Here is a 25,571-nt window from a genome sequence, read left to right on the forward strand (position 1 = left end):
GGGTTCAGCGGGCCGCGGTACGGACTTGTCCCCAGGACGGGACCGGGCAGGCCCGCTCAGCTCGCCGCGGACTTGAGCGCGTCGGCGCGGGAGGTGCTCTCCCACGGCAGATCCACGTCGGTGCGGCCGAAGTGGCCGTAGGCGGCGGTCTGGGCGTAGATCGGGCGCAGCAGGTCGAGGTCGCGGATGATCGCGGCCGGCCGCAGGTCGAACACCTCGGTGATCGCCGACTGGATCTTGATCGGGTCGACGTGCTCGGTGCCGAACGTCTCGACGAACAGGCCCACCGGGGCCGCCTTGCCGATGGCGTAGGCGACCTGCACCTCGATGCGCTCGGCCAGGCCCGCGGCGACCGCGTTCTTGGCGACCCACCGCATCGCGTAGGCGGCCGAGCGGTCGACCTTCGACGGGTCCTTGCCGGAGAACGCGCCGCCGCCGTGCCGGGCGAAGCCGCCGTAGGTGTCGACGATGATCTTGCGGCCGGTCAGGCCGGCGTCACCCATCGGGCCACCGACGACGAAGCGCCCGGTGGGGTTGACCAGCAGGCGCAGGTCGCCGACGTCGAGGCCCAGCTCGCGGATCTCCGGGTCGACGACGTGCTCGCGGATGTCCGGGGCGAGCATCCCGTCGAGGTCGATGTCGGCGGCGTGCTGGCTGGAGACGACCACGGTGTCCAGCCGGACGGCCTTGTCGCCGTCGTACTCGATGGTGACCTGGGTCTTGCCGTCCGGGCGCAGGTAGGGCAGCAGGCCGGACTTGCGCACGTCGGTGAGCCGGCGGGCCAGCCGGTGGGCCAGCGCGATCGGCAGCGGCAGCAGCTCCGGCGTGTCGGTGTTGGCGTAGCCGAACATGAGGCCCTGGTCGCCGGCACCCTGGCGGGCGATCTCGTCCTCGCTCGACTCGACCCGGCTCTCGTACGCGGTGTCGACGCCCTGGGCGATGTCGGCCGACTGGGCCCCGATCGCGACGTTGACCCCGCACGACGCCCCGTCGAAGCCCTTGGCCGACGAGTCGTAGCCGATGTCGAGGACCTTCTCGCGCACCAGCGTGGGAATGTCGGCGTAGGCGCTCGTGGTGACCTCGCCCGCCACATGGACCTGCCCGGTGGTCACCAGCGTCTCCACGGCCACGCGGCTACGAGGGTCCTGGGCCAGCAGTGCGTCGAGCACCGTGTCGCTGATGGCGTCACACATCTTGTCCGGGTGCCCCTCGGTCACCGACTCGCTGGTGAACAACCGCCGGCCTGCGTTCGCCACGCCGTACTCCGTCCGTTCTCGCTCGATCCGCTCTCGCGACCGCAGCTCAGGTGATCTCCGACCGGCCAGCCTAGTGGACGGCCGTGTGCAGCCTCCCAGGAGTGGCGTTCGGGCGAAATGTGAGGTTCTGGTGACGATCCGCTCACCGAATGCATGCGTGTCACTCTTTCCGGTGATTCCAGTGGGGGCACCGAATCGGTTTGCCCGTGGGTCGTTGGGGGCAGCGAGTAACCAGTGCAATGCGGGCCGCCCTGATGGAGGAACGCGACGATGAACGCCCTCACCTCACTGCGGTATCGCCCGGGCAGGCGCGAGGCCGCGGTCGGCGCGATGGTCGCGGTCGCCGCGGCCGGGGTCATGGCCTCGGTCGCCGGGGCCGCAGCGGGTGCGGCCGCGCCCGCCGGCCGGTGCACCGAGAACCTCAACGTCCGCTCCGCACCGGATCCCCACGCGGAGATCGTCGCGGTGTGCCCGGCCGGCACCGAGGTGCACGTGGGCGAGACCCACGGCGGGTTCGTGCGGCTGGTCGACCTCGGCGGCTGGACGGTGGCGCAGTACGTGACGGTGCCCGCGGTCGCCGCGTCCCTCCCCGTGCAGCGGACACCGGACCAGGACGTGGCCCTCACCCCGCCCCCCACGCCGGAGACCGACTTCCACGGCTGACGCCGCAGACGCGCAGCTCAGAGCCGGGCGGCCACGGCGTCCCAGAGGTACGAGGCCAACAGCGCCTTGGAGCCGGACCCGAGTTCGGTCTCGCTGCCGTCGGCCCCGAGCAACCATCCCGAGTTGTCGGCCACCTCGAACGCCTTGCCGTCGCCCACGGCGTTGACGACGAGCAGGTCGCAGCCCTTGCGGGCGAGCTTGGCCCGGCCGTGGTGCAGCGCGTCGCCCGTGGCGTCGCCGGTCTCGGCCGCGAAGCCGGCCACGATCTGCCCGGGCTCCCGGGCCTGCACGAGCTCGACGAGGATGTCCGGGTTGACGGTCAACGCCAGGGGCTCGGGATCGCCGGACCCCTTCTTGATCTTGTGGTCCACGAGCGCGACGGGCCGGAAGTCGGCCACCGCCGCGTTCATCACCACCGCGTCCGCACCCTTGGCGGCGGCGCGCATCGCGTCGCGCATCTCCCTGGCCGAACCGGCACGCACGACGTCGACCGCGGCCGGGTCGGCCAGGTCGGCCGTGTGCCCAGCCACCAGCGTGACGGCGGCCCCGCGCTGGGCCGCCACCCTGGCGATGGCGTAGCCCTGCCGGCCCGACGAGCGGTTGCCGAGGTAGCGCACCGGGTCGAGGGCCTCCCGGGTGCCGCCCGCGGACACGACGACCCGGCGGCCGGACAGGTCGCGGGGCAGCGCGTCGCCGCGTTCGAGCAGCAGGCGGGCGAACTCCGCGATCTCGTCGGGGTCGGGCAGCCGCCCCCGGCCGGTGTCCTTGCCGGTGAGCCGCCCCGAGGCCGGCTCCAGGACGACGACGCCGCGGGAACGCAGCAGCTCGACGTTGGCGCGCGTGGCCGGGTGGTCCCACATCTCGGTGTGCATGGCCGGGGCGAACAGCACCGGGCACCGGGCCGTGAGCAGCGACGCGGTGAGCAGGTCGTCGGCCCGGCCGGAGGCGGCGCGGGCCATCAGGTCGGCGGTGGCGGGAGCGACGACGACGAGGTCGGCCTCCTGGCCGAGCTTCACGTGCGGCACCGCCGGCACGTCGGTGAACACGCCGGTGTGCACGGGCTGCCCCGAGAGCGCCTCGAAGGTGGCGGCGCCGACGAACTCCAGGGCGGCGGCGGTGGGCAGCACCCGCACGGAGTGGCCGCTCTCGGTGAGGCGGCGCAGCAGCTCGGCGCTCTTGTAGGCCGCGATGCCGCCGGCCACCCCGAGCAGCACCCGGGGCCTGGTCAGGGACTCCATGCGTGACCTCGCGGCCTCACCACTCGCCTGTGGACTGCTCGCCCGTTACTGCTCGCCCTCGGTGTGCTCGAGCAGACCGGCCTGGATCTCGCGCATGGCGATCGAGAGGGGCTTCTCGCGCGGGCCCGGCTCCACGAGCGGGCCGACGTACTCCAGCAGGCCCTCGCCGAGCTGCGAGTAGTAGTCGTTGATCTGGCGGGCGCGCTTGGCGGCGTAGATCACGAGGGCGTACTTCGAGCTGACCTGGCCCAGCAGGTCGTCGATGGGCGGGTTGGTGATGCCCTCGGGGATGGAACCGGCAACAGGACCGGTCAGAGGCATGCTCACGAAGAAGACTCCTGGGTGTGGTCGGGCGTCGGGACCGTGTCACGGACGGACCTGTCACGATGTGACGAGTCCGTCACTGACACGGGCCGACCAGCAAGTCTACCAACTGCGCAACAACGTCCTTCACGTCGTCGTTGACCACGACGACGTCGAACTCGTGCCGGGAGGCCAGCTCCTCGCGCGCGGTCTCGAGCCTGCGCTCGTACTGCGCCTCCGACTCGGTGCCCCGCCCGCGCAGCCGGCGCGCCAGCTCCTCGAAGGAGGGCGGCTCGAGGAAGACCGTGATGGCCTCCGGCAGCGCGGTCTTGATCACCCTGGCGCCCTGCAGGTCGACCTCGACCAGCACGGGACGGCCGGCGGCCAGGGCCTGCTCGACGGGCTCGCGCGGGGTGCCGGAACGCTGGAGGCCGCCGTGGATCTCAGCCCACTCCAGCAGCTCGTCGCGTTCGATCAGGTCGTCGAAGCCGGTCGGCCCGACGAAGCGGTAGTGAACGCCGTCGACCTCGCCGGCGCGTGGATCTCTGGTGGTGGCGGAGACACTGAAGTACAGCGTGGGCAGCTGCGCACGTAGCTCGCTGACCACGCTGCTCTTCCCGACGCCGGAGGGACCGGCCAGTACTACCAGCCGGCCCCTCCGCCCGTACGGGCTCGTGCGGCTACTGATCCTGAGCTCGCAAGCTAGCTCAGGACTCGAAGTCGGCCAGCAGCGCCTTGCGCTGCCGGTCGCCGAGACCCCGCAGTCGACGCGACGGCGCAATCTCGAGCCGCTCCATGATCTGAGCGGCCCGGACCTTGCCGACGCCTGGCATTGCCTCGAGCAGCGCCGAGACCTTCATCTTGCCCAACACCTCATCGGTGTCGGACTGCTTGAGAACCTCCGGGAGGGTGGTTCCGCCGCGCTTGAGCCGGTCCTTCAGCTCGGCCCGGGCCCGGCGCGCCGCAGCCGCCTTCTCCAAGGCGGCAGCACGCTGTTCCTCGGTCAGCTGGGGAAGGGCCACGGTCTCCTCCGTCTTTCGTCGTGCGGCCTGGAATCAGGGCGCATCCTCACCACCGTCGCGGGCGTGCCGCGGCTATCACTGAACGTACTCACGCCTCCCCCGTAAGGGGAAACGGGGGGTGCCACCTGGAGGTTCTTTCGGTGCGTAGCCATCCGATCGATACCACGTGAAAGTGCCGGAACGGGTATACAACCCGCCCGTTCACCGCACCGTAGGGACCGTCCCCTGACGAGTGCACCCCACAGAGACATACGAAAATCAGGGCAGCAGTGTTTCTTGTTGATCGGAACTCGTCGACGAAAGGGAGGAGTCGGTCAGCTCAGCTCGTCGCGCAGCTTCTCCGCCGCCGAGCGCAGCGCCGACCGGTCGGGCCCGGCCGCCAGCACCGATCGGGCCGCGGCGGGAAGCACGATCCCGTGCAGATCGGCGAAACGCGCCCTGACGTCGGCCGGCCCCGCTCCCTGGGCACCCAGTCCGGGCGCGAGGACCGCGCCGTTGAGGGTGGACAGGTCGAGTCCGTGGTCGATGGTCGCGCCGACCACAACGCCCACGTCGCCGAGCGGCTCGGCGCCGGCGTTGCGGGCGGCCGCCGCGTCCACCACCCGCTGGCCGACGCCGCGGCCCGCCCACTCGGCGAGCTGCACCTCCCCGCCCTCCGGGTTGGACGTGCGGGCCAGCACGAACGCGCCCCGACCGGCGTCTGCCGCGGCGTCGAGGGCGGGCGTCAGCGAGCCGAACCCGAGGTAGGGCGACAGGGTCAGGGCGTCGGCACCCAGCGGCGCGCCGATCGCGAGGTAGGCGTCGGCGTACCCGTCCATCGTCGAGCCGATGTCCCCGCGCTTGGCGTCGAGCAGCGTGAGCGTGGGGCTCGGCGCGAGCGCGGCCAGCACCCGTTCCAGTACCGCGATCCCGCCCGACCCGTGCCGCTCGAAGAACGCCGACTGCGGCTTCACCACGGCGACGTGTCCGGCCAGCGCGTCGACGCAGGTCATGGCGAACCGCTCGAGGCCGTCCGGGTCGTCGGTGAGGCCCCATTCGGCCAACAGCCCGGGATGCGGGTCGATGCCCACGCACAACGTCCCGTACCGGGAGACGACCCCCGTGAGCCGGGCCCCGAAGGTGGTGGCGTCCCGGTCCGTCACGGCCGGGACTTCCGCAGCGCCGCGTGTGCGTCCTGCAGCGACCGCACCCCGATCGAGCCGCTGATCATCGCCTCGATGCCCTGCACCGCCGCCGCGGCGCCCTGCACGGTGGTGACGCACGGGATGCCGCGCGACACGGCGGCCGCCCGGATCTCGTAGCCGTCCACGCGCGGCCCGGAGTTGCCGTAGGGCGTGTTGATGATCATGTCGACCTCGCCGGCGAGGATCATGTCGACGATGGTCTCCCCGCCCTCGAAGTGCTTGCGCACCATGGTGGTGGCCACCCCGTGGCGGCGCAGCACGTCGGCCGTGCCCGCCGTGGCCAGCACCTCGAAGCCGAGGGCGGCCAGCCGCAGCACCGGGAACACCATCGCGCGCTTGTCCCGGTCCGCCATCGAGACGAACACGCGCCCCGAGGTCGGCATCGAGCCGTAGGCCGCCGCCTGCGACTTGGCGAACGCCGCGCCGAACGAGGCGTCGAAACCCATCACCTCGCCGGTCGACTTCATCTCGGGGCCGAGCAGCGGGTCGACACCCTCACCGTCGCGCGTGCGGAAGCGGTGGAACGGCAGCACCGCCTCCTTCACGGCGATGGGAGCGTCCGGCGGGAGCTCGCCGCCGTCGCCATCGGCCGGGAGCAGGCCCTCCTCGCGGAGCCCCGCGATCGTCGCGCCGAGCATGATCCGGGCCGCGGCCTTGGCCAGCGGCACGGCCGTCGCCTTCGACACGAACGGCACGGTGCGGGACGCGCGGGGGTTGGCCTCCAGCACGTACAGGGTCTCGCCGTGCAGGGCGTACTGGACGTTCAGGAGCCCCCGCACGCCCACGCCGTGCGCGATGGCCTCCGTCGAGCGGCGGACCTGCTCCAGCACGGAGCGGCCCAGCGTGATGGGCGGCAGGGTGCACGAGGAGTCGCCGGAGTGGATGCCCGCCTCCTCGATGTGCTCCATCACGCCGCCGAGGAAGACCTCCTCGCCGTCGCACAGGGCGTCGACGTCGATCTCGATCGCGTCGTCGAGGAACCGGTCGACCAGCACCGGGCGCTCCGGGCTGATCTCCGTGGCGCGCGAGATGTAGCCGGCGAGCGTCTCGTCGTCGTAGACGATCTCCATGCCGCGCCCGCCGAGCACGTAGGACGGCCGCACGAGCACCGGGTAGCCGATCCGCTCGGCGATCTCGCGGGCCTGGTCGAACGAGGTGGCCATGCCGAACGCCGGTGCCGGCAGGCCCGCCTTGCGCAGGACCTCGCCGAACGCCCCGCGGTCCTCGGCCAGGTCGATGGCCGCGGCGGACGTGCCCACCACCGGCACCCCGGCCGCGGTGAGCCGCTGGGCGAGACCGAGCGGGGTCTGGCCGCCCAGCTGCACGAGAACGCCCGCGACCGTGCCGCTCTGCTGCTCGGCGTGGACCACCTCGAGGACGTCCTCGAAGGTGAGCGGCTCGAAGTAGAGCCGGTCGGCCGTGTCGTAGTCGGTGGAGACCGTCTCCGGGTTGCAGTTGACCATGACGGTCTCGAACCCGGCCTCCCGCAGCGCCATCACCGCGTGCACGCAGGAGTAGTCGAACTCGATGCCCTGCCCGATCCGATTGGGCCCGGACCCGAGGATGAGCACCTTCGGCTTCTCGGTCTGGGGCGCGATCTCCGACTCCGCGGCGGGGTCGGTCTCGTAGGCGCTGTAGTGGTAGGGCGTGCGCGCCGCGAACTCCGCTGCGCAGGTGTCGACCGTCTTGTAGACCGGGCGGATCCCGAGCCGGTGGCGCAGCGTGCGCACGCCGTCCTCCCCGGCGAACTCCGGGCGCAGCGCGGCGAGCTGCCGGTCCGAGACCCCCGCCCGCTTGGCCCGGCGCAGCAGCGGCTCGTCGAGCACGGGGGCGTCGAGGATGTCCCGGCGCAGCTCGGTGAGCCCGAGGATCTGGTCGAGGAACCACGGGTCGATGCCCGAGCGCCGTGCCACCTCCGCCACGCTCGCCCCGCCGCGCAGGGCGCGCTCCACGGCGTAGATGCGGCCGTCGAGCGCGGTGGTGACGTCGGGGTCGCCATCGGGGTCGGGGGTGGTCCAGAACCCGGCCGCGGTCGTCTCCATCGAGCGCAGCGCCTTGCCCAGCGCCTCGGGGAACGACCGGCCCAGCGCCATCGCCTCGCCGACGCTCTTCATCGTGGTGGTCAGCTCGGGGTCCGCGCCGGGGAACTTCTCGAACGCGAACCGCGGGATCTTCACCACCACGTAGTCGAGCGTGGGCTCGAACGCCGCGGGCGTCTCGCCGGTGATGTCGTTGCGGATCTCGTCGAGGGTGTAGCCGATCGCCAGCTTCGCCGCGATCTTCGCGATGGGGAAACCGGTGGCCTTGGACGCCAGCGCCGAGGACCGCGAGACGCGCGGGTTCATCTCGATCACGACCAGGCGCCCGGTGGCGGGGTCGATCGCGAACTGGATGTTGCAGCCGCCGGTGTCGACGCCGACCGCGCGCAGGACGGCGATGCCCACGTCCCGCATGTGCTGGTACTCGCGGTCGGTGAGGGTCATCGCGGGCGCCACCGTGATCGAGTCACCGGTGTGCACGCCCATCGGGTCGAAGTTCTCGATCGAGCAGACGACCACGACGTTGTCGTGGTGGTCGCGCATCAGCTCGAGCTCGTACTCCTTCCACCCGAGCACGGACTCCTCGATGAGCACCTCGTGCACCGGCGAGGCGGCGAGCCCGCCACCGGCCAGCCGCTCCAGGTCGGCCGCGTCGTGGGCCATGCCCGAGCCGAACCCGCCCATGGTGAACGACGGCCGGATGACGACCGGGAGGCCGAGCTCGGCGACGGTGGCCCGCACCTCGTCCATCGAGTGGCAGACGGCGGAGCGCGGCACGTCACCGCCGATCGACTGCACGATCTCCTTGAACTTCAGCCGGTCCTCACCGCGCTGGATGGCGTCGATGTCGGCGCCGATGAGCTCCACCCCGTAGCGCTCCAGCACGCCGTTCTCGTGCAGCGCCACCGCGGTGTTCAGCGCGGTCTGACCGCCGAGGGTGGCCAGGATCGCGTCCGGGCGCTCCGCGGCGATGACCTGCTCCACGAACTCGGGCGTGATCGGCTCGACGTAGGTGGCGTCGGCGAACTCGGGGTCGGTCATGATCGTGGCCGGGTTCGAGTTGACCAGTGACACCCGGATGCCCTCGGCCTGCAGTACCCGGCAGGCCTGCGTGCCGGAGTAGTCGAACTCCGAGGCCTGACCGATGACGATCGGCCCGGAGCCGATCACCATCACGTGCCGGATGTCGTCGCGCTTCGGCATCAGGCGCCTTCCTTGCTCGACCCGTGCCGGCCAGGTGCGCTGCCGGCTTCCATCAGATCCACGAACCGGTCGAACAGGTCGCCCGCGTCGTGCGGGCCCGCTGCGGCCTCCGGGTGGTACTGCACGCTGAACGCGGGGACCTCCAGCGCCTGGACGCCCTCGACACAGCCGTCGTTGGGGCAGGTGTGGGTGATCTCGGCCGGCCCGAACGGCGTGTCGAACCGCTCCCCCGCCTCGCCCTCCACGGCGAACCCGTGGTTCTGCGAGGTGATCGCGACCCGGCCGGTGGCGTGCTCCACGACCGGGATGTTGAGGCCGCGGTGACCGTAGCGCAGCTTGTAGGTGCCGCGGCCCAGTGCGCGGGCGAGGATCTGGTTGCCGAAGCAGATCCCGAACAGCGGGATCCGCCGCTCCAGCACCTGCCTGGTCAGCGCCACCGGACCGTCCGCCGTGGCCGGGTCGCCCGGACCGTTCGACAGGAAGAACCCGTGCGGTGCCAGCTCCTCGATCGCCTCGACGGACGTGTCGGCGGGGAGCACGTGCACCTCGATGCCGCGCGCGGCGAGCATCCGTGGGGTGTTGGACTTGATGCCGACGTCCAGCGCGGCCACCCGGAAGCGCGTGGGGCCGTCAGCGGGCACCACGTAGGGCTGCGCGGTGGTGACGGCGCCGTACAGGTCCGACCCCTCCATCCGCGGGCTGTCGAGGACCCGCTGGACCAGCTCGTCGTGCGGGGCGAGCGCGTCGCCGGAGAACACCCCGGCCCGCATGGCCCCCTGCTCGCGCAGGTGGCGCACCAGCTGCCGGGTGTCGATGCCCGCCAGGCCGACGATCCCCTGTGCGGTGAGCGCGTCGGCGAGCGACCGGCGGGAGCGCCAGCTCGACGGCACGCGGCTCGGGTCGCGCACCACGTACCCCGCCACCTGGATCCGCGCCGACTCGTCGTCCTCGTCGTTCCAGCCGGTGTTGCCGATCTGCGGGGCGGTCTGCACCACGATCTGCCGGTGGTAGGACGGGTCGGTCAGCGTCTCCTGGTAGCCGGTCATGCCGGTGGTGAACACCGCCTCCCCGAGCGCCTGCCCGGTGGCGCCGTAGGCCTCTCCCCGGAAGACCCGGCCGTCCTCGAGCACGAGTACCGCCGTCATGACCGCACCTCTCCCTGTGTCGTGGTGATCCGGCCCCGCAGCACCGTGGCCACGACCGTGGCCGGCAGCCGCATGCCCTCGTACGGCGTGTTGGCCGCCCTGCTGGCGAGCCTCGCGCCGCGCACCGTCCAGGCCCCGTCGGGGTCGACGAGCGCGAAGTTCGCCGGCTCGCCCTCGGCGATCGGACGGCCCTGGTCGGGCAGCCCGGCGATCTCCGCGGGGCGCTCCGACAGCACGCGGGCCACGCCGCGCCAGTCCAGCAGGCCGGGTTCGAGCATCGTGTGCACCACCACCGACAGCGCCGTCTGCAACCCCAGCATGCCGGGCCGGGCCGCGGCCCACTCGGTGTCCTTGTACTGGGCGGCGTGCGGGGCGTGGTCGGTGGCGACCACGTCGATGACGCCCTCGGCGAGCGCCTCGCGCATCGCCCGGGTGTCGGCCCCGGTGCGCAGCGGCGGGTTGACCTTGTGCACCGGGTCGTAGCTCGTGAGCGCCGCGTCGGTGAGCAGCAGGTGGTGGGGGGTGACCTCGGCGCTCACCCGCACGCCCGCCGCCTTCGCCGCGCGCAGGACGTCGATCGTGCGGGCGGAGGAGACGTGGCAGACGTGCAGCGCCGCCCCGGCCTCCCTGGCCAGCGCACAGTCGCGGGCGACGATCGTCTCCTCCGCGGTGGCCGGCCAGCCGGCCAGCCCGAGCCGCGACGCGACGACGCCCTCGTGCGCCTGCGCACCGGCCGTGAGCCGGTGGTCCTCGGCGTGCTGGGCGATGACGACGTCGAGCGCCGAGGCGTACTCGAGCGCCCGGCGCATCACCAGCGGGTCGTGCACGCAGCGCCCGTCGTCGCTGAACATCCGGACCTGCGCCCGGGACCGGGCCATCGTGCCGAGCTCGGCCATCTTCACGCCCTCGAGGCCGACGGTGACCGCGCCGACGGGGTGCACGTCGACCAGCCCGACCTCCTCACCGCGGCGGCGCACGTGCTCCACGACCACGGCGGTGTCGGCCACGGGGTCGGTGTTGGGCATCGCGAAGACGGCGGTGTAGCCGCCGAGCGCGGCCGCGGCGGACCCGGTGGCGACGTCCTCGGACTCCTCGCCACCGGGCTCCCGCAGGTGCGTGTGCAGGTCGACGAACCCGGGGAGCAGGACGTGCCCGCCGGCGTCGAGCACCTCGACGCCGTCCGGCGCGTCGAGGCCGCGCCCGATCTCGGTGACGACCCCGTCGCGCACCAGCAGGTCGACGGCGTCCCCGCCGTACGGCCGTGCGTTGCTGATCAGCAGGTCGCTCACGAGTTCCTCCGGTCCGGGTTCAGGAAAGCCACTTTGCTGCCCGCAGAGTTCGGGAAAGTGGCTTTCCTGAACCTGGGCGTGCACCACCGCGCGCTCACTCCGGCGCTCCGGCCAGCAGGTGGTAGAGCACGGCCATGCGGACGTGCACCCCGTTCGACACCTGCGCCAGGATGGCCGCCGACGGGCTGTCGGCCACGCTCGGCGCGATCTCCATCCCCCGCACCATGGGACCCGGGTGCAGCACCACGGCGTGGTCGGGCAGCAGCGCGGCCCGGTCGGCGGACAGGCCGTACCCGATCGCGTACTCGCGGGCGGACGGGAAGAACGACCCGTGCATCCGCTCGGCCTGCACGCGCAGCATCATCACCGCGTCCAGCGCGGGGAGCTCGGCGTCGAGCTCCGCCGCGACGCGGCACGGCCACTCCTCGACGCCGGTGGGCAGCAACGTGGGCGGCGCCACGAGCACCACGTCGGCGCCCAGCGTGGCGAGCAGCAGGACGTTGGAGCGGGCGACGCGGCTGTGCAGCACGTCGCCGACGATCCCGATCCGGCGCCCGGCGATCCCGCCGAGCCGGTCGCGCAGGGTGGCCGCGTCCAGCAGCGCCTGGGTGGGGTGCTCGTGGGTGCCGTCGCCCGCGTTGACGACGGAGGTGTGCGTGCCGGTGGTCGCGTGGTCGCGGTCGACCCAGCCCGCGAGCCGGTGCGCCGCACCGGAGGCGGGGTGGCGCACGATCACGCAGTCGGCTCCCATCGCCGAGAGGGTGAGCGACGTGTCGCGCAGCGACTCGCCCTTCGACACCGACGAGCCCTTCGCGCTGACGTTGACCGTGTCGGCGCTCATCCACTTGCCGGCGATCTCGAACGACACGCGGGTGCGCGTGGAGTCCTCGTAGAACATCGTGATCACGGTGCGGCCGCGCAGCGTCGGCAGCTTGCGGACCTCCCGGCCCAGCAACGCCTGCTTGAGCCGGTCGGCGGTGTCCAGGAGCCCGGTGGCCGCTGCCGCGTCGAGGTCGGAGACCGAGAGCAGGTGCTTCATGCGTCCGCTCCCGCGCGCCGCAGCCGGACGCCGTCGCTGCCGTCGATCTCGCTCAGCAGCACGAGGATCTGTTCGTCACGCGCGGTCGGCACGTTCTTCCCCACGTAGTCGGCACGGATGGGCAGCTCGCGGTGCCCGCGGTCGACCAGCACGGCGAGCTGCACCGCGCGCGGACGGCCGTGCTCGGACAGCGCGTCGAGCGCGGCCCGCACGGTGCGCCCGGACATCAGCACGTCGTCGACCAGCACCACCAGCGCGTCGTCCACGCCGGTGTCGGGGACGGCGGTGTCCTCCAGCGCGCGGGCCGGGCGGCGGCGCAGGTCGTCGCGGTAGAGCGTGGGATCCACGGATCCGACCGGCGGCGCGCTGCCCTCGAACTCGGCGATCGCGGCGGCCAGCCGGGCGGCGAGCACGGTGCCGCGGGTGGGGATGCCGATGAGCACGACACCCTCGACACCTGCGGTCTTCTCGATGATCTGGTGCGCGATACGCGCGATGGTGCGGGTGACGTCGGCAGCGCTCAGCAGCTCCCGGGAGGGAGGTGTCGCACCAGCCGGGTCCCCGCGGCGGTCGTCCGCCACGAGTCGCTCCTTCCCCGCCTCACCGGACGGGTCTTAAAGGAAATCCGGTCGGCCGAAACGCTACCAGCGGGCCCCCGCCGGACCTGTCTCAGCGCGCTCGGACATCATGAGCGTCACACCGCGTGGGATCCGCCACTGCGTCCTTCACCCCGGACCGACCGCAAGCCCTAGGGTGAACTGTCACCATGGGAGAAGGCAGCGACGCGCCGGACATCGCGTAACGCCTGGCGGGGGACCCTCGATCAGCCGTTCGAGTGGTCCTCACGCTCTACGGCCCCGGGAGGGGCCAGCGAACTTGACCGATTGGCCACGCGAGCGCATGATTACTCTCCGTATTGATTGATTGCTCCCAGGGTGGCCGCGGTTGCGGGGGGCACCACCTCGGGACGGGAGCCGGCGCGCCACGGCGCGCCGGAAGGCACCCGCACCACCGGTATGAATTCGGTCCCGCGGCCGATGAACCAGCAAGTGAGGAGGTCGCCAGATGGGCGACTACGCCAAGGCGCTCGGTGGCAAGCTCCGTGCCATCCGGCAGCAGCAGGGGTTGTCGCTGCACGGGGTCGAGCAGAAGTCGGGCGGTCGCTGGAAGGCGGTCGTCGTCGGCTCCTACGAGCGCGGTGACCGTGCGGTGACCGTGCAGAAGCTGGCCGAACTGGCCGACTTCTACGGTGTTCCCGTTGCCGAGCTACTGCCCGAGGGCCGCGTCCCTTCCGGCTCCGAGCCGGCCACCAAGATCGTCATCAACCTGGAACGGTTGCAGCAGCTGCCGGCCGACAAGGTCGGCCCGCTGGCACGCTACGCCGCCGCCATCCAGAGCCAGCGCGGTGACTACAACGGCAAGGTGCTCTCGATCCGCGCCGAGGACCTGCGGTCACTGTCGATCATCTACGACATGACACCGGGCGAGCTCACCGACCAGCTCATCGAGTGGGGTGTTCTCCCGCCCGAGGCCCGGCCCACGGCGTAGTTCCGCCCGCGCGACCCCGGTCCCCGGCGCGCGGGCGCCGGTGGACGGTCGGGGCGACGGCAGATGCACGGGCCGGTCGCGGCACCGCAGGTGCCCGACCCGCCCGGCTCACGTGCGGCCGGAGCGGGTGCTCAGCGGCTGGCGCGCAGGTGTTCGGCGATGTCGGCGATGCGCCCGAGCACCCCGTTGAGGTAGCGGGGGCTGTCGTCCGTGGAGAGCGTGCGGGCCAGCTCCACGGCCTCGGTGATGGCCACCGGGTCGTCGATCTCGTCCACCCAGAGCAGCTCGAACACCCCGATCCGCAGGAGTGTGCGGTCGACGGCGGGCATCCGCGCCACCGTCCAGCCCTCGGCGTGCTCGGCCAGCAGCTGGTCGATGCGGTCCCGGTGCTGCACGACGCCCTCCACGAGCATCGCGGCGTAGTCGGAGACCGGCGGCGCGTCGTCGGTCTCGCGGCGCTGGGTGAGCACCGCGAGCGGGTCGTCGCCCCGGGCCTCCGACTCGAAGAGGATGTCGAGCGCCCGTTTGCGCGCCTTCGTCCGTGCCCGCTGCATCAGCCGGATACGCGGCCGAGGTAGCGCCCGTCGCGGGTGTCCACCTTGACCTTCTCGCCGGTGGTGACGAACAGCGGCACCTGGATCTCGGCGCCCGTCTCCACGGTGGCGGGCTTGGTGCCGCCGGTGGACCGGTCGCCCTGCAGGCCGGGGTCGGTGTGGGAGATCACGAGCTCCACGGACGTCGGCAGCTCGACGTAGAGCGGCACCCCTTCGTGCAGCGCCACCATCGCCGTCTGGTTCTCCAGCAGGTAGTTCGCCGCGTCGCCGACGGTGACCTCGGGGATCGGGATCTGGTCGAAGGTGTCGCCGTCCATGAAGACGAAGTCGGCACCGTCGCGGTAGAGGAAGGTCATGTCGCGGCGGTCGACGGTGGCGGTGTCGACCTTCGTGCCGGCGTTGAAGGTGCGGTCGACGACCTTGCCGGTGAGCACGTTCTTGAGGGTGGTGCGCACGAAGGCACCCCCCTTGCCGGGCTTCACGTGCTGGAACGCCGTGACCGACCACAGCTGGCCGTCCAGGTTGAGCACCAAGCCGTTCTTCAGGTCGTTCGTGGTGGCCACGTGCGGGCTTCTCCTGCGTCTCTACGGGCCGCGTCGATCGGCTGAAGGGCGCCGCGATGCGGCACCGCCGTCACGCGCCGGGGGTGTGCTGAGTGACCGGCACCTGATGGCGCCGTCGTCCGTCGACCAGGGTACCGCTAGACCTCGACGAGTTCCCTCGTGGTGCGGGTCAGGAGCGAGGGCTCGCCGTCGCGCACGACGAGCGTGTCCTCGATCCGTACCCCGCCCTGCCCCTCCAGGTAGACGCCCGGCTCGACGGTCACGACCATGCCGGCGGCCAGCGCACCCGTGCCGGTCCGGGCCAGCGCGGGCGCCTCGTGGATCTGCAGGCCGACCCCGTGGCCGAGGCCGTGCACGAACTCCGCGCCCCGGCCCGCCTGCTCCACCACGCGCCGCGCGGCGCCATCCACGTCGGAGACGGCCGTGCCGGGCCGGAGCGCGGCCCGGCCCGCCGCCTGCGCCGCGGCGACCAGCTCGTGCAGCTCCCGCTGCCACACCGCGGCGGGGCCGAGCACCACGGTGCGGGTCATGTCCGAGTGGTAGCCGTCGACCAGCGCCCCGAAGTCCATCTTCACCAGGTCCCCGGCGCGCAGCTCGGCGCCGGTGGGGCTGTGGTGCGGCACCGCCGAGTGCGCCCCGGCCGCCACGATCGTCTCGAAGGCCGGACCAGTGGCCCCGTGCTCCCGCATCCGGATCTCCAGGTCGAGCGCGACCTCCCGTTCGGTGCGGCCCGGCCGCAGGCCACCAGCGGCCAGCAGGTCGGCGAGGGCGGCGTCCGCGGCCGCGCAGGCGGCCAGCAGCACGGCGATCTCCGCGTCGTCCTTGACCGCCCGCAGGCGCTGGACGAGCCCCGGCATCCGGTGCAGCTCGACGGCGCCGGCCGCGTCCGCCATCGCCGCGTGCGCGTCGACCGTGACCGCGTCGGACTCGAACCCGAGCCGTCCCACCTGCCACCCGCCCGCCGAGCCCGCGAGGGCCATCGCGCTGGCCCGGTCGATGACGGTCTCCAGCTCGGGCACCTGCGCTGCGGCGTGCGCCCGGTAGCGCCCGTCGGTGCAGAAGCGGCTGGCCGCGTCGCCCCCGACGTGCACGAGCAGCGCCGCGTTGGAGCCGGTGAAGCCGGTGAGGTAGCGGATGTTGACGAGGTCGGTGACGAGCAGGGCGTCGACCTCGACCTCCGCTGCGCGGAGCAGGCCGCGCAGGGCGGAACGGCGGGACTCGAACATGGCCGCACCGTACGGGACGTATGGCGCACCGGCTCCGATCTCCGGCCCGCCGTCTTGACCGCGAAAAGACCAAGTGATTTAGTCACTTTCATGCCTCGCGCCGACCGGACCCTGTCCGAGCGACTGTCCGACGAGATCGTCGAGATCATCCGCGCCGAGCAGCTGGGTCCCGGCGACGCCCTCGCCTCCTCGCGTGATCTCGCCCGGCGCCTCGACGTCACCACACCGACCCTGCGCGAGGCGCTCCGCCGGCTCGAAGCCACCGGCGTCGTGCAGTTCCGGCACGGCTCGGGCACCTACGTCGGCCCCGGCATCCACCGCAGGCTGCTGGCCAACCCGCACCGCCCGCGGATCGACCGCGAGTCCGTGCTCGAGCTCGCCGAGGCCCGGCTCGTGCTGGAGCCCGCCATCGCCGCGGCCGCCGCACGCGCCCGTGCAGAGGGAGGCATGGCGCTGCTGGAGACGGCCGTCAGCAACGCACTGCGGCCCCCGGTCCGCGACGTGCGTCCCGCCGTCCACTTCCACGTCGCGCTGGCCGCCGCGAGCGGCAACGCGCTGCTGCGCGAAGCCGTCGAGGCGCTGCTGCACGTCCGGGTGCTCGACCAGATCGAGATCCGGCACCGCTACGACGACCGGGAACGCGACCACGCCGAGCACGTCCAGATCCTCGACGCCGTGCGGAGCGGCGACGAGGCGGCGGCCGAGCGGCTCACCCGCGAGCACCTGACGTCGATCCGGGACGTCGTCGCGGCAGCCGACCTCCCCCGGTCCGGCGAATGAGCCGCCCGGTGCGCTTGGGCGAGATGACCACCGTGGAGGCGGCCGAGGCGGTCACCGGCAGCCCGGTGGTGATCATTCCGGCCGGCGCGTTCGAACAGCACGGGCCCGGGATGCCACTGGCCACCGACCAGATCCGGGCCGAGGCGGTGGTCGACCGTGTGGTCACCGCGCTCGGCGGCCGGGCCGTGATCGGGCCGGCCCTTCCCGTCGGCGTCTCCCCGCACCATCTCGCGTTCACCGGCACGGTCTCCCTCACCAGCACGACCTTCGCCGCGCTGGTGCGCGAGTACGCCGACAACCTGCACCGCCACGGGTGGCGCAAGGTTCTCGTGGTCACCGGGCACGGCGGCAACAACGCCACCCTCACCACCGTCGCCCAGGACCTGCTGACCACCCACCCCGACCTGCAATTCGCCTGGACGCCCGTCACAGCGCTCGCCGCCGACGTCATCGCCGGGATGCGGGTCGGCGAGGTGCACGGGCACAGCGGCGAGGCCGAGACCGCCCAGATGCTCTTCCTGGCTCCCCACCTCGTGCACCAGGACCGGCTCGCCGCGGGCGCACGCTCCCGCACCGACCTCGGTCCGCTCGCCGGGCTGGCGCTGCGCGGCAGCCCTCCCACCCTGACCGTCCGCTACGACCGGCTCAGCGAGAACGGCGTGCTGGGCGATCCGCGGCGGGCCACGTCCGAGGACGGAGCAGCGATCGTCGACGCCGTCGTGCGCCGGATCGTCGCCTTCGTCGAGGAGTGGCTGACCACCTGAGATCGAGGAGGAACCCGATGGGAAGCAGGATAGCTCGTGTCGTCGCAACGCTGGGAGCGGCCCTGGCGGGGCTCGCCCTGGTGGGGAGCGCCCTCGCCCCGCCCGCGACGGCATCGCCACCACCCCGACCAGCGCAGACGGACGCCGCCGGGTGCCGGTCGTCGCCGGGCCAGCAACCCGGCACCAGTGTCCTGCACACCATCCAGAGCGGTGGGCGGGACCGGACCTACCAGCTCCATCTGCCGAAGGACTACAGCGCGAAGCGCTCGTGGCCGCTCATCGTCGCGTTCCACGGCCGCGGCAACACCGGAGCGGGCACCGAGGAGTTCTCCGGGCTCTCGGCGCTCCCGGCCGTCGTGGCCTACCCCAACGGCGTGATCGGCACCGGCGACGGAGACCGGCAGGCCTGGGAGGGCGCCCCCTACGCCGCAGCCGGGGTGGACGACGTGGCGTTCACCGGGGATCTCCTGAACTCGCTCGAGAAGACGCTCTGCATCGACCAGCAGCGGGTCTACGCCACCGGGAAGTCCAACGGCGCCGGGTTCACCGGGCTCCTCGCCTGCCGCATGGCCGGCCGGTTCGCCGCCATCGCCCCGGTCGCGGGCGCCTTCTACGGCCAGAACGGCACGAACTGCCATCCCTCCCGTCCCGTGCCGGTGATCGAGTTCCACGGCACCGCGGACGCAACCATTCCGTACGGCGGCGACGCAGCGCGCGGGCTCCCGGCGATCACGGACTGGGCCGCGGGCTGGGCCGCGCGCGACGGGTGCCGCGCCGAGCCCGCCACGAGCAGCCTCGGGGCGGACGTCACGCAGTCGACCTGGACGGGCTGCAAGAGCGGCGCGGAGGTCCGCCAGGTCGCGATCGCCGGCGGTGGTCACACCTGGCCGGGAGCCGAGAGCTACAGCGGCGGTGGCGTCACGACCCACACCATCAAGGCCCAGGACGTGCTCTGGCAGTTCGTCAGCCGCTTCCGGCTGCCCGCTCGCTGACCCCCGCTCGCCCGACCCCGCCCATCGTCAACGGTGATCGACCGAGGAGACGCCATGACCACCCGAATCCCCGGCGACACCGGTACCGACGCCGCGGCCGCACCGGCCGCGGAACCCCGGTGGCCGCTGATCATCCGGGCGATGGGCGGGATCGAGCGGGTCGGCAACGCCCTGCCGCACCCGTTCTGGTTGTTCTGGATCTTGTCCGGGATCCTCGCGGTCGCCAGCGCCGTGCTCGCGGGCATGGGCGTGTCGGTGGTGTCGCCGAGCGACGGCAAGACCGTCACCGTCCAGAACCTGCTCAGCGGGGACGGACTGGCGATGGCCGTCTCGACGATGGTGTCGAACTTCGCCACGTTCCCCCCGATGGCCACGATCGTCGTGGTGATCATGGGCGTGGCGGTGGCCGAGCGCAGCGGCTTCCTGGCCGCGCTGATGCGGATGAGCGTCTCGCGGGTGTCGGCGTCGTGGGTGGTCTTCGCCGTCGCCTTCGCCGGGACGGTGGCCCACGTCGCCTCGGCCGCCGCGTACATCATCCTGGTGCCGCTCGGTGGTCTCGCCTTCCGCGCCGTGGGCCGGTCCCCGATCCTCGGCGTCGTCGTGGCCTACACCGCCATCGCGTCCGGGTACGACGCCAGCCCCGTCCCCACCCCGAACGACGCGATCTTCGCCGGCATCACCACCGCGGCGGCCCGGATCGTCGATCCCGACGCGTACGTCTCGCCGCTCAGCAACTGGTTCTTCAACATCGCCTCGTCGCTCGTGCTCGCCGTGGTGATCACGCTGGTGACGAAGTTCGTGCTCAGCAAGCGACCCGACCTCGACGCCGACCCCGACGCCGACCTGGAGGACATCGGGTCGCTGCACCTGAGCGACGCGGAGCGGTCGGGCGTGCGCCAGGCGCTGGCCGCCCTGCTGGCCGCGCTCGTCGTGCTCACGCTGGTGATGCTGCCCGTCTCCTCGCCGCTGCGCGGCGCCGGCGGCAGCATCGTCGACTCCCCGCTGCTCGACGGCATCGCCGCCGTGGTGGCATTGCTGTTCGGCCTGGTCGGGATCGTGTACGGCCGGCGGGCCGGCACGGTCACGAAGGCCGGCGACGTCCCGAACCTGATGCTGCAGGGCATCAAGCAGATGGCCCCGGTACTGGTGCTGTTCTTCGCGATCGCCCAGTTCCTCGCCTACTTCGACTGGAGCCACATCGGCGACGTCGTCGCGGTGGAGGCGGCCGAGGCGCTCAAGGCCAGCGGCGCGCACATCGTGATCGTGTTCCTGCTCGTCCTCGTCCTCCTGACGCTGGTCAACATCCTGGTCACCAGCGGCTCGGCGATGTGGGCGGTGGCGGCCCCGGTGATCGTCCCGATGCTGATGCTGGTGGCGGTCCCGCCGGAGACGACGCAGGCGCTGTTCCGCATCGCCGACTCGGGATCCACCGCGATCACACCGATGAGCCCCTACTTCGTCATGGCGCTGGGCTTCCTGCAGCGCTACCGGAAGAACGCCGGCATCGGGACGCTCGCGTCCTACACGCTGCCGCTGGCCATCGCCATGACGGTGGTGTGGACCCTGCTGTTCCTGGCCTGGTGGTGGATCGGCATCCCGCTGGGGCCTGGCGCGCCGGTGCGGTGACTCACAGGGCGGGATTCACCCGGATGTGTCCGTCGATCACGATCGGGGTAGATCACCGCATGAGAATCGGATCGAGCATCGGCCTGATCGCGATCGGCCTGATCCTCGCCCTCGCCGTGAACGTCGACCTGAGCGGGATCGACCTCACCCTCGTCGGGTGGATCCTCGCCGCCGTCGGTGTCGTCGGGCTGATCGCCAGCCTGGCACTGGCCCGGCGGAGCCGCCCGGTGGTCGTGGCCCGCGAGGAGTACCCGCCGCAGCACGGTTACTGAGCTGCGGCGCTACCGGGCCGGGCCGTCCTGCCGGGCGATCCACCGCAGCGCGAGCGCGTAGCCGTCGACGCCGAGCCCGACGATCACGCCGCTGGCCACGGCCGAGATGTAGGAGTGGTGGCGGAACTCCTCGCGGGCGTGCACGTTGCTGATGTGCACCTCCACCAGCGGAGCTGTGAGCTGGGAGCACGCGTCGCGCACCGCCACCGAGGTGTGCGTCCACGCCGCGGCGTTGAGCACCACCGGGGTGGCGGCGTCCGTGGCGGCGTGCAGCCAGCCGAGCAGCTCACCCTCGTGGTCGGTCTGGCGGACCTCGACGGCCAGGCCGAGCTCCTTGCCGGTGCGCTCACAGAGATCCACGAGGTCGGCGTAGGTCGTGGACCCGTAGACCGCAGGCTCCCGGGTGCCGAGCCTGCCCAGGTTCGGCCCGTTGAGCACCAGCACCGGGCGGCTCATGCCGACACCGCCGCGTAGGCCTTCTCCAGCAGCTCCGGCGCCGGCCCCTCCAGCCTGCCTGGCGTCGCGAGCGCGTCCAGCACGACGAAGCGCAGCATCCCGGCGCGTGACTTCTTGTCCCCGCGCATCGTCTCCACCAGCTCCGGGAGCGCCCCTGCCTCGTAGGCGACCGGCAGCCCGATCGACTGCAGGATCGCGCGGTGGCGGCCCGCGGTCTCCGCGTCGAGACGGCCCGCCTCGCGGGCGAGCTCCGCGGCGAACACCAGCCCGACGCTCACGGCGGCACCGTGGCGCCAGCGGTAGTGCTCGCGGCGCTCGATGGCGTGCGCCAGCGTGTGGCCGTAGTTGAGGATCTCCCGCAGGTGCGACTCGCGCAGGTCGGACGCCACCACGTCGGCCTTCACCTGGATCGAGCGGCGGACGAGTTCGGGCAGCACGGAGCCCGTGGGGTCCAGCGCGGCGACCGGGTCGGCCTCGATCAGCTCCAGGATCACCGGGTCGGCGATGAACCCGGTCTTGACGATCTCCGCGCTCCCGGCGGCCAGCTCGGCGGCGGGCAGCGTGTCGAGCACGGCCAGGTCGACCAGCACCGCCGACGGCTCGTGGAACGCGCCCACCAGGTTCTTGCCTGCTGCGGTGTTGATGCCGGTCTTGCCCCCGACGGCAGCGTCCACCATCGCGAGCAGCGTGGTGGGCACATGGACCACCCGCACGCCGCGCATCCAGGTGGCCGCCACGAAGCCGGCGAGGTCGGTGGCGGCCCCGCCGCCCAGCGACACCACCACGTCACCGCGGGTGAGACCGATCCGCCCGCACACCTCCCAGCAGAACCCCGCCACGCCCAGCGCCTTCCCGTCCTCGGCGTCGGGGATCTCCACGCGATGGGCGTCGACGCCGGCGGCGGCGAGCTCGCCGCGAACCTGCTCGGCCACGCCGGCCAGCGCGGGCTGGTGCACCAGCACCGCGGCCGCGGCGCCGAGCCCGGTGACGGTGGCGGTCAGCTCGGCACGCACACCCCGGCCGACGAGCACGGGGTAGGGCCGCTCGCCTGCCACCTCGATCCGCACGGTCTCACTCACGACGGCCACCCTACTGACGGCCCGCACCCGCGCCTGCCAGGCCCGACACCGCAGCCCGTTCCGGGTTCAGGGGCGCAGGCCGGGGTCCGGGAGCAGCGCGCTCTCGTGTGGTGTGGGCAGGTCCAGCGGGTCGTCCGGGTCGACCGGCTCGTCGGGCGCGGACGCCGGAAGCTCCCCCATCGCCACCAGCACCGCCCGCGCCACCTGGTTGGCGCTGCGCCGGTCGGTCTCGATCTCCACCGTGGCGACCTCGCGATACAGGGGCGCCCGCGCGTCGAGCAGGGCCTTGAACGTGGCGCGCGGGTTGACCCCGGCGAGCAACGGACGCGCGGTGGACATGCCGGTGCGGCGAAGCCCGTCGGCGAGCCCGACCGTCAGGTAGACGACACGGTGCCCCCGCAGCCGCTCCCGGGTCTGCGCCGCGAGCACGGAGCCGCCGCCCAGGGCCAGCACCCCGTCGGTGCCGGCCAGCGCCTCGGCGACCACCTCGCGTTCCATCGCGCGGAAGACGTCCTCCCCGTCCTGCAGGAAGATGTCGGCGATCGGCTTCCCGGCCCGCTCGACGAGGAGCAGGTCGACGTCGGTGAACTCCACCCCGAGCCGGCGCGCGAGAACCCGGCCGACCGTCGTCTTGCCGGCCCCCGGGGGGCCGACGATGACCATCGCGGGACGTCTCTCGAGGCTCACCCGCCCTAGGGTAGTGACCTCCCCGAATGATCCTGGAGGCCCTTGGACTGGTGTCAAGGCGGCCAGTTACCCTGCGATCACGGCGGCGCATACCTGTGATCTCTGCGGCGCTGCCGAGCCGTGTCGTAGGGCACGTGGATCTGTGGGATCGGGGAGCTGGGATGGACGACGGCGGGGGCGGGCAGGGCGGTCGGGGCACACCCCCCGGCGGGGCACGGCGACCGGTGGACCGTCGCCTGCCGCATCGCCAGGACCGCGAGAAGCCGCCCACACTGCGCACCGGTGACGACCCTCCACCCCCGGCCCGTGAGCAGCTGCCCCTCCCCCGGCGGCGCCGGCAGGCCCACCTGGAGCCGCAGCTGCGCAACCCCGGGGGCGGCGACGCCGGCACCCCCTTCTCCGCGTTCAGCACCACGAACGACAAGCCTGCGGAGAGCAGCCCGGACGCCACCGTGCCCACGACCGGCCCCGATGCCGCCGCGGCCTTCCACTCCGCCACCCGGCGCGGCCGGATGCGCAGGCGCCCCCGCTTCTTCGAGGGCTGAGCCGGCGGCCCGCCCCCGGGTCAGTGCTGCGCGGCGTCCTGGTAGGCGCGGAAGTTGCGGCGGGTCTCGGCCAGGGAGTCGCCACCGAACTTCTCCAGTGCGGCATCGGCCAGCACCAGTGCGACCATCGCCTCGGCCACCACGCCTGCCGCCGGCACCGCGCACACGTCGGAGCGCTGGTGGATGGCCTGGGCGGCCTCTCCGGTGGCGACGTCGACGGTCTGCAGCGCACGGGGCACGGTGGAGATCGGCTTCATCGCCGCCCGCACCCGCACGGGCTCGCCGTTGGTCATGCCGCCCTCGATCCCCCCGGCCCGGTTGGACAGTCGCTTCACCGGGTCGCCGGGGATCATCTCGTCGTGCGCCATGCTGCCCCGGCGCCGCGCGGTGCGGAAACCGTCGCCGATCTCGACACCCTTCATCGCCTGGATCCCCATCAGCGCACCGGCGAGCCGCGCGTCCAGCCTGCGGTCGGACTGCACGTACGAGCCCAGGCCGACCGGCAGCCCGTACGCGATCACCTCCACCACGCCGCCCAGGGTGTCGCCGTCGCGCTGCGCGGCGTCGACCTCCGCCACCATGGCCGCGGTGGCAGCGTCGGACCAGGCCCGGACGGGACTGGCGTCCACCCGCTCCAGATCAGCGGGGCCGGGCTGCTCGTCGTCGGAGGCCTCCACGGAGCCGAGCGCGACGACGTGGGACACGATCGCGACGTCGAACGCCTGCTGCAGGAACGCCTTGGCCACGGTGCCCAGCACGACCCGCGACGCCGTCTCCCGGGCACTCGCGCGTTCCAGCACCGGGCGGGCGTCGTCGAAGCCGAACTTCGTCATGCCGGCCAGGTCGGCGTGGCCCGGCCGGGGCCGGGTGAGCGGCGCGTTGCGGGCCCGGCCCGCGATCAGCTCGGGGTCGACCGGGTCGGCGGCCATGACCGTCTCCCACTTGGGCCACTCGCTGTTGCCGATCCGCACCGCGACGGGGCCGCCCTGGGTGACCCCGTGGCGCACCCCGCCGATGACCTCGAGCTCGTCGGCCTCGAACGCCATCCGCGCGCCGCGGCCGTGGCCCAGCCGGCGGCGCGCCAGCTCGGCGGCCAGCTCCTTGGTGGTGACCTCGACACCGGCGACCATGCCCTCGAGCACAGCGACCAGCGCGGGACCGTGGGATTCCCCGGCAGTGATCCAGCGCAGCACGTCGTCGATTCTCTCACCCCCCTCCCTGATGGGTGGGCACCGCACCCGCGGCAGCCAACCACGAGGCCACCAGCCAGGTGGACGCCAGCATGGACGGCCCGTGCGGCACGGCCCCTCCCCGCCGTGGCGTCCGCGCGGCGAGGGCGCCGACCCCGAGCGCCGCGGTGAGGACCGCGGCCAGCACCGCCGCCAGGGCGAGTGCCGGCCAGCCGGTGGCCGCCAGCACCGCACCGAGCGGCGCTGCGAGCTTCACGTCGCCCGCACCCATGGCGCCCCGGGCGAGGAGGTGGACCGCGGCGTGGGCGCCCGCGGCCACCGCGGCTCCGGCCGCGGCGTGCAGGACCGCGGGGCCCCCGACGGGCAGCAGAAGCAGCAGCGCGGCGGGCAGCGCCGGCAACGTGAGCGCGTCGGGGAGCCTGCGGTGCACCACGTCGACCGCCCCGGCGGCCACGCCGAACCAGCCCAGCCCGAGCAGCACCGGCAGCCACGCCGCCGGGAGAACGCCTGCGGCCCACCCGGCGGCGGTGCCGCCCCACAACGCCCCCACCGCGAGCTCGCACCACGGCGGCCGGATCCGGGCGCCCCGGCGCAGCCTGCCCAGCAGCACCCGGGCCACCGTGCCCGCAGCGCACCCCGCGACGCCTGCGCCCAGCACCGCGGCGGCCCCGGCCACCGATGCCGCCGCGACGAGCAGCCCCGCCGCCAGCAGCCCCGCCGCCAGCAGCGCAGCCACCAGCAGCGCAGCCACCACGCCCGCCATCGGCCCGGCCGTGGCGCTGCTGCGCCGCTCCCGATCGTCCACGGGCTGATCCTCGGCGGCCCTGGTCGGGGCCGCCAGTGGCCGGGCGCGGCTGTGGATGGCCGGCCACCCAGGTGGACAACCCGCCGGGGGGGCATGGCTGCGG

27 protein-coding genes are annotated in these 25,571 nt (G+C 73.0%); 8 read left to right on the plus strand and 19 right to left on the minus strand.

Going from position 1 to position 25,571, the window contains the following annotated elements; all coding sequences use genetic code 11:
* Positions 1-56: 56 nt before the first annotated feature.
* Positions 57-1,256: a methionine adenosyltransferase gene (metK, locus tag ACQPZA_RS19500; RefSeq protein ID WP_169397541.1), complete on the minus strand. Its 1,200-nt coding sequence runs from the start codon at positions 1,254-1,256 to the stop codon at positions 57-59.
* 270 nt (positions 1,257-1,526) lie between these two features.
* Here metK and ACQPZA_RS19505 point away from each other — a divergent pair, with 270 nt between their 5' ends.
* Positions 1,527-1,919, plus strand: a complete 393-nt coding sequence (locus ACQPZA_RS19505; RefSeq protein ID WP_433272485.1) for a hypothetical protein — start codon at positions 1,527-1,529, stop codon at positions 1,917-1,919.
* A 17-nt stretch (positions 1,920-1,936) separates the two neighbouring features.
* Here ACQPZA_RS19505 and coaBC read toward each other — a convergent pair whose 3' ends face one another.
* From coaBC to pyrR, 10 genes are all read right to left on the minus strand, one after another.
* Positions 1,937-3,157, minus strand: coding sequence for a bifunctional phosphopantothenoylcysteine decarboxylase/phosphopantothenate--cysteine ligase CoaBC (coaBC, locus tag ACQPZA_RS19510; protein ID WP_433272487.1), 1,221 nt, complete (start codon positions 3,155-3,157; stop codon positions 1,937-1,939).
* A gap of 45 nt (positions 3,158-3,202) precedes the next feature.
* Positions 3,203-3,478, minus strand: coding sequence for a DNA-directed RNA polymerase subunit omega (gene rpoZ, locus ACQPZA_RS19515; protein ID WP_169397564.1), 276 nt, complete (start codon positions 3,476-3,478; stop codon positions 3,203-3,205).
* A gap of 79 nt (positions 3,479-3,557) precedes the next feature.
* A complete protein-coding gene (gmk, locus tag ACQPZA_RS19520) occupies positions 3,558-4,148 on the minus strand; it encodes a guanylate kinase (protein WP_433282886.1) in 591 nt (196 codons plus the stop codon).
* Positions 4,149-4,167: 19 nt separating this feature from the next.
* A complete protein-coding gene (gene mihF, locus ACQPZA_RS19525; protein WP_169397544.1) occupies positions 4,168-4,482 on the minus strand; it encodes an integration host factor, actinobacterial type in 315 nt (104 codons plus the stop codon).
* Positions 4,483-4,796: 314 nt separating this feature from the next.
* Positions 4,797-5,624, minus strand: coding sequence for an orotidine-5'-phosphate decarboxylase (pyrF, locus tag ACQPZA_RS19530; RefSeq protein ID WP_433272489.1), 828 nt, complete (start codon positions 5,622-5,624; stop codon positions 4,797-4,799).
* Complete coding sequence (gene carB, locus ACQPZA_RS19535; protein WP_433272491.1) at positions 5,621-8,908, minus strand: carbamoyl-phosphate synthase large subunit; 3,288 nt, start codon at positions 8,906-8,908, stop codon at positions 5,621-5,623. The genes pyrF and carB overlap by 4 nt, the downstream gene beginning before the upstream one ends.
* Positions 8,908-10,053, minus strand: coding sequence for a glutamine-hydrolyzing carbamoyl-phosphate synthase small subunit (gene carA, locus ACQPZA_RS19540; RefSeq protein ID WP_433272492.1), 1,146 nt, complete (start codon positions 10,051-10,053; stop codon positions 8,908-8,910). Before carA ends, carB begins: the two co-directional genes overlap by 1 nt.
* Positions 10,050-11,342, minus strand: a complete 1,293-nt coding sequence (locus tag ACQPZA_RS19545) for a dihydroorotase (protein WP_433272494.1) — start codon at positions 11,340-11,342, stop codon at positions 10,050-10,052. The genes carA and ACQPZA_RS19545 overlap by 4 nt, the downstream gene beginning before the upstream one ends.
* Before the next feature lie 94 nt (positions 11,343-11,436).
* Positions 11,437-12,381 (minus strand): aspartate carbamoyltransferase catalytic subunit, encoded by a 945-nt coding sequence (locus ACQPZA_RS19550; protein WP_433272496.1) that lies wholly within the window; start codon positions 12,379-12,381, stop codon positions 11,437-11,439.
* Positions 12,378-12,962: a bifunctional pyr operon transcriptional regulator/uracil phosphoribosyltransferase PyrR gene (gene pyrR, locus ACQPZA_RS19555; RefSeq protein ID WP_169397550.1), complete on the minus strand. Its 585-nt coding sequence runs from the start codon at positions 12,960-12,962 to the stop codon at positions 12,378-12,380. The genes ACQPZA_RS19550 and pyrR overlap by 4 nt, the downstream gene beginning before the upstream one ends.
* Before the next feature lie 484 nt (positions 12,963-13,446).
* On the opposite strand from pyrR, the gene bldD reads away from it, so the two are divergent.
* Positions 13,447-13,929: a transcriptional regulator BldD gene (bldD, locus tag ACQPZA_RS19560; protein ID WP_169397551.1), complete on the plus strand. Its 483-nt coding sequence runs from the start codon at positions 13,447-13,449 to the stop codon at positions 13,927-13,929.
* A gap of 131 nt (positions 13,930-14,060) precedes the next feature.
* Here bldD and nusB read toward each other — a convergent pair whose 3' ends face one another.
* The 3 genes from nusB to ACQPZA_RS19575 all read right to left on the minus strand — a co-directional run bounded on the left by nusB (position 14,061) and on the right by ACQPZA_RS19575 (position 16,272).
* Positions 14,061-14,483, minus strand: a complete 423-nt coding sequence (gene nusB / locus ACQPZA_RS19565) for a transcription antitermination factor NusB (RefSeq protein WP_169397552.1) — start codon at positions 14,481-14,483, stop codon at positions 14,061-14,063.
* Entirely contained in the window at positions 14,483-15,046 is a 564-nt protein-coding gene (gene efp / locus ACQPZA_RS19570; RefSeq protein ID WP_169397553.1) for an elongation factor P, read from the minus strand. The genes nusB and efp overlap by 1 nt, the downstream gene beginning before the upstream one ends.
* A 137-nt stretch (positions 15,047-15,183) precedes the next feature.
* Complete coding sequence (locus ACQPZA_RS19575; RefSeq protein WP_433272499.1) at positions 15,184-16,272, minus strand: M24 family metallopeptidase; 1,089 nt, start codon at positions 16,270-16,272, stop codon at positions 15,184-15,186.
* Positions 16,273-16,362: 90 nt separating this feature from the next.
* On the opposite strand from ACQPZA_RS19575, the gene ACQPZA_RS19580 reads away from it, so the two are divergent.
* The 5 genes from ACQPZA_RS19580 to ACQPZA_RS19600 all read left to right on the plus strand — a co-directional run bounded on the left by ACQPZA_RS19580 (position 16,363) and on the right by ACQPZA_RS19600 (position 20,706).
* Entirely contained in the window at positions 16,363-17,052 is a 690-nt protein-coding gene (locus ACQPZA_RS19580) for a FadR/GntR family transcriptional regulator (protein WP_433272501.1), read from the plus strand.
* Positions 17,053-17,075: 23 nt separating this feature from the next.
* Positions 17,076-17,816 carry a creatininase family protein gene (locus ACQPZA_RS19585; protein ID WP_433272503.1) on the plus strand — a complete coding sequence of 247 codons (741 nt, stop codon included), beginning with the start codon at positions 17,076-17,078 and terminating at the stop codon, positions 17,814-17,816.
* A gap of 17 nt (positions 17,817-17,833) precedes the next feature.
* A complete protein-coding gene (locus ACQPZA_RS19590; protein WP_433272505.1) occupies positions 17,834-18,808 on the plus strand; it encodes an alpha/beta hydrolase family esterase in 975 nt (324 codons plus the stop codon).
* Between the two features lie 141 nt (positions 18,809-18,949).
* A complete protein-coding gene (locus tag ACQPZA_RS19595) occupies positions 18,950-20,434 on the plus strand; it encodes an AbgT family transporter (protein WP_433282888.1) in 1,485 nt (494 codons plus the stop codon).
* Positions 20,435-20,493: 59 nt separating this feature from the next.
* A complete protein-coding gene (locus ACQPZA_RS19600) occupies positions 20,494-20,706 on the plus strand; it encodes a DUF6458 family protein (protein ID WP_433272507.1) in 213 nt (70 codons plus the stop codon).
* A gap of 9 nt (positions 20,707-20,715) precedes the next feature.
* Here the strand turns inward: ACQPZA_RS19600 and aroQ are convergent, their stop codons facing one another.
* The 3 genes from aroQ to ACQPZA_RS19615 form a co-directional block, all read right to left on the minus strand.
* Entirely contained in the window at positions 20,716-21,162 is a 447-nt protein-coding gene (aroQ, locus tag ACQPZA_RS19605; RefSeq protein ID WP_433272509.1) for a type II 3-dehydroquinate dehydratase, read from the minus strand.
* The gene (aroB, locus tag ACQPZA_RS19610; RefSeq protein WP_433272511.1) at positions 21,159-22,241 is read right to left on the minus strand and encodes a 3-dehydroquinate synthase; all 1,083 of its coding nucleotides are present in this window, start codon (positions 22,239-22,241) and stop codon (positions 21,159-21,161) included. Before aroB ends, aroQ begins: the two co-directional genes overlap by 4 nt.
* Before the next feature lie 66 nt (positions 22,242-22,307).
* A complete protein-coding gene (locus ACQPZA_RS19615) occupies positions 22,308-22,928 on the minus strand; it encodes a shikimate kinase (RefSeq protein ID WP_433272513.1) in 621 nt (206 codons plus the stop codon).
* A gap of 161 nt (positions 22,929-23,089) precedes the next feature.
* On the opposite strand from ACQPZA_RS19615, the gene ACQPZA_RS19620 reads away from it, so the two are divergent.
* Positions 23,090-23,473, plus strand: a complete 384-nt coding sequence (locus ACQPZA_RS19620; RefSeq protein WP_433272515.1) for a hypothetical protein — start codon at positions 23,090-23,092, stop codon at positions 23,471-23,473.
* 20 nt (positions 23,474-23,493) lie between these two features.
* Here the strand turns inward: ACQPZA_RS19620 and aroC are convergent, their stop codons facing one another.
* On the minus strand, positions 23,494-24,666 hold the full coding sequence (gene aroC / locus ACQPZA_RS19625; protein WP_169398549.1) for a chorismate synthase: 1,173 nt from the start codon (positions 24,664-24,666) through the stop codon (positions 23,494-23,496).
* 13 nt (positions 24,667-24,679) lie between these two features.
* Positions 24,680-25,468, minus strand: coding sequence for a prepilin peptidase (locus tag ACQPZA_RS19630; protein WP_433272517.1), 789 nt, complete (start codon positions 25,466-25,468; stop codon positions 24,680-24,682).
* Positions 25,469-25,571: the final 103 nt, after the last annotated feature.

Origin of the sequence: Pseudonocardia xinjiangensis, assembly GCF_050948425.1 — a bacterium.
Lineage (GTDB): Bacteria > Actinomycetota > Actinomycetes > Mycobacteriales > Pseudonocardiaceae > Pseudonocardia > Pseudonocardia xinjiangensis.

Coding starts and splice junctions, on each gene's coding strand:
- ACQPZA_RS19505 (WP_433272485.1), top strand. CDS start 1,527: ATGAACGCCCTCACCTCACTGCGGTATCGCCCGGGCAGGCGCGAGGCC.
- coaBC (WP_433272487.1), bottom strand. CDS start 3,157: ATGGAGTCCCTGACCAGGCCCCGGGTGCTGCTCGGGGTGGCCGGCGGC.
- rpoZ (WP_169397564.1), bottom strand. CDS start 3,478: ATGCCTCTGACCGGTCCTGTTGCCGGTTCCATCCCCGAGGGCATCACC.
- carB (WP_433272491.1), bottom strand. CDS start 8,908: ATGCCGAAGCGCGACGACATCCGGCACGTGATGGTGATCGGCTCCGGG.
- carA (WP_433272492.1), bottom strand. CDS start 10,053: ATGACGGCGGTACTCGTGCTCGAGGACGGCCGGGTCTTCCGGGGAGAG.
- ACQPZA_RS19550 (WP_433272496.1), bottom strand. CDS start 12,381: ATGAAGCACCTGCTCTCGGTCTCCGACCTCGACGCGGCAGCGGCCACC.
- bldD (WP_169397551.1), top strand. CDS start 13,447: ATGGGCGACTACGCCAAGGCGCTCGGTGGCAAGCTCCGTGCCATCCGG.
- nusB (WP_169397552.1), bottom strand. CDS start 14,483: ATGCAGCGGGCACGGACGAAGGCGCGCAAACGGGCGCTCGACATCCTC.
- ACQPZA_RS19575 (WP_433272499.1), bottom strand. CDS start 16,272: ATGTTCGAGTCCCGCCGTTCCGCCCTGCGCGGCCTGCTCCGCGCAGCG.
- ACQPZA_RS19580 (WP_433272501.1), top strand. CDS start 16,363: ATGCCTCGCGCCGACCGGACCCTGTCCGAGCGACTGTCCGACGAGATC.
- ACQPZA_RS19585 (WP_433272503.1), top strand. CDS start 17,076: ATGACCACCGTGGAGGCGGCCGAGGCGGTCACCGGCAGCCCGGTGGTG.
- ACQPZA_RS19590 (WP_433272505.1), top strand. CDS start 17,834: ATGGGAAGCAGGATAGCTCGTGTCGTCGCAACGCTGGGAGCGGCCCTG.
- ACQPZA_RS19595 (WP_433282888.1), top strand. CDS start 18,950: ATGGGCGGGATCGAGCGGGTCGGCAACGCCCTGCCGCACCCGTTCTGG.
- ACQPZA_RS19600 (WP_433272507.1), top strand. CDS start 20,494: ATGAGAATCGGATCGAGCATCGGCCTGATCGCGATCGGCCTGATCCTC.
- aroQ (WP_433272509.1), bottom strand. CDS start 21,162: ATGAGCCGCCCGGTGCTGGTGCTCAACGGGCCGAACCTGGGCAGGCTC.
- ACQPZA_RS19620 (WP_433272515.1), top strand. CDS start 23,090: ATGGACGACGGCGGGGGCGGGCAGGGCGGTCGGGGCACACCCCCCGGC.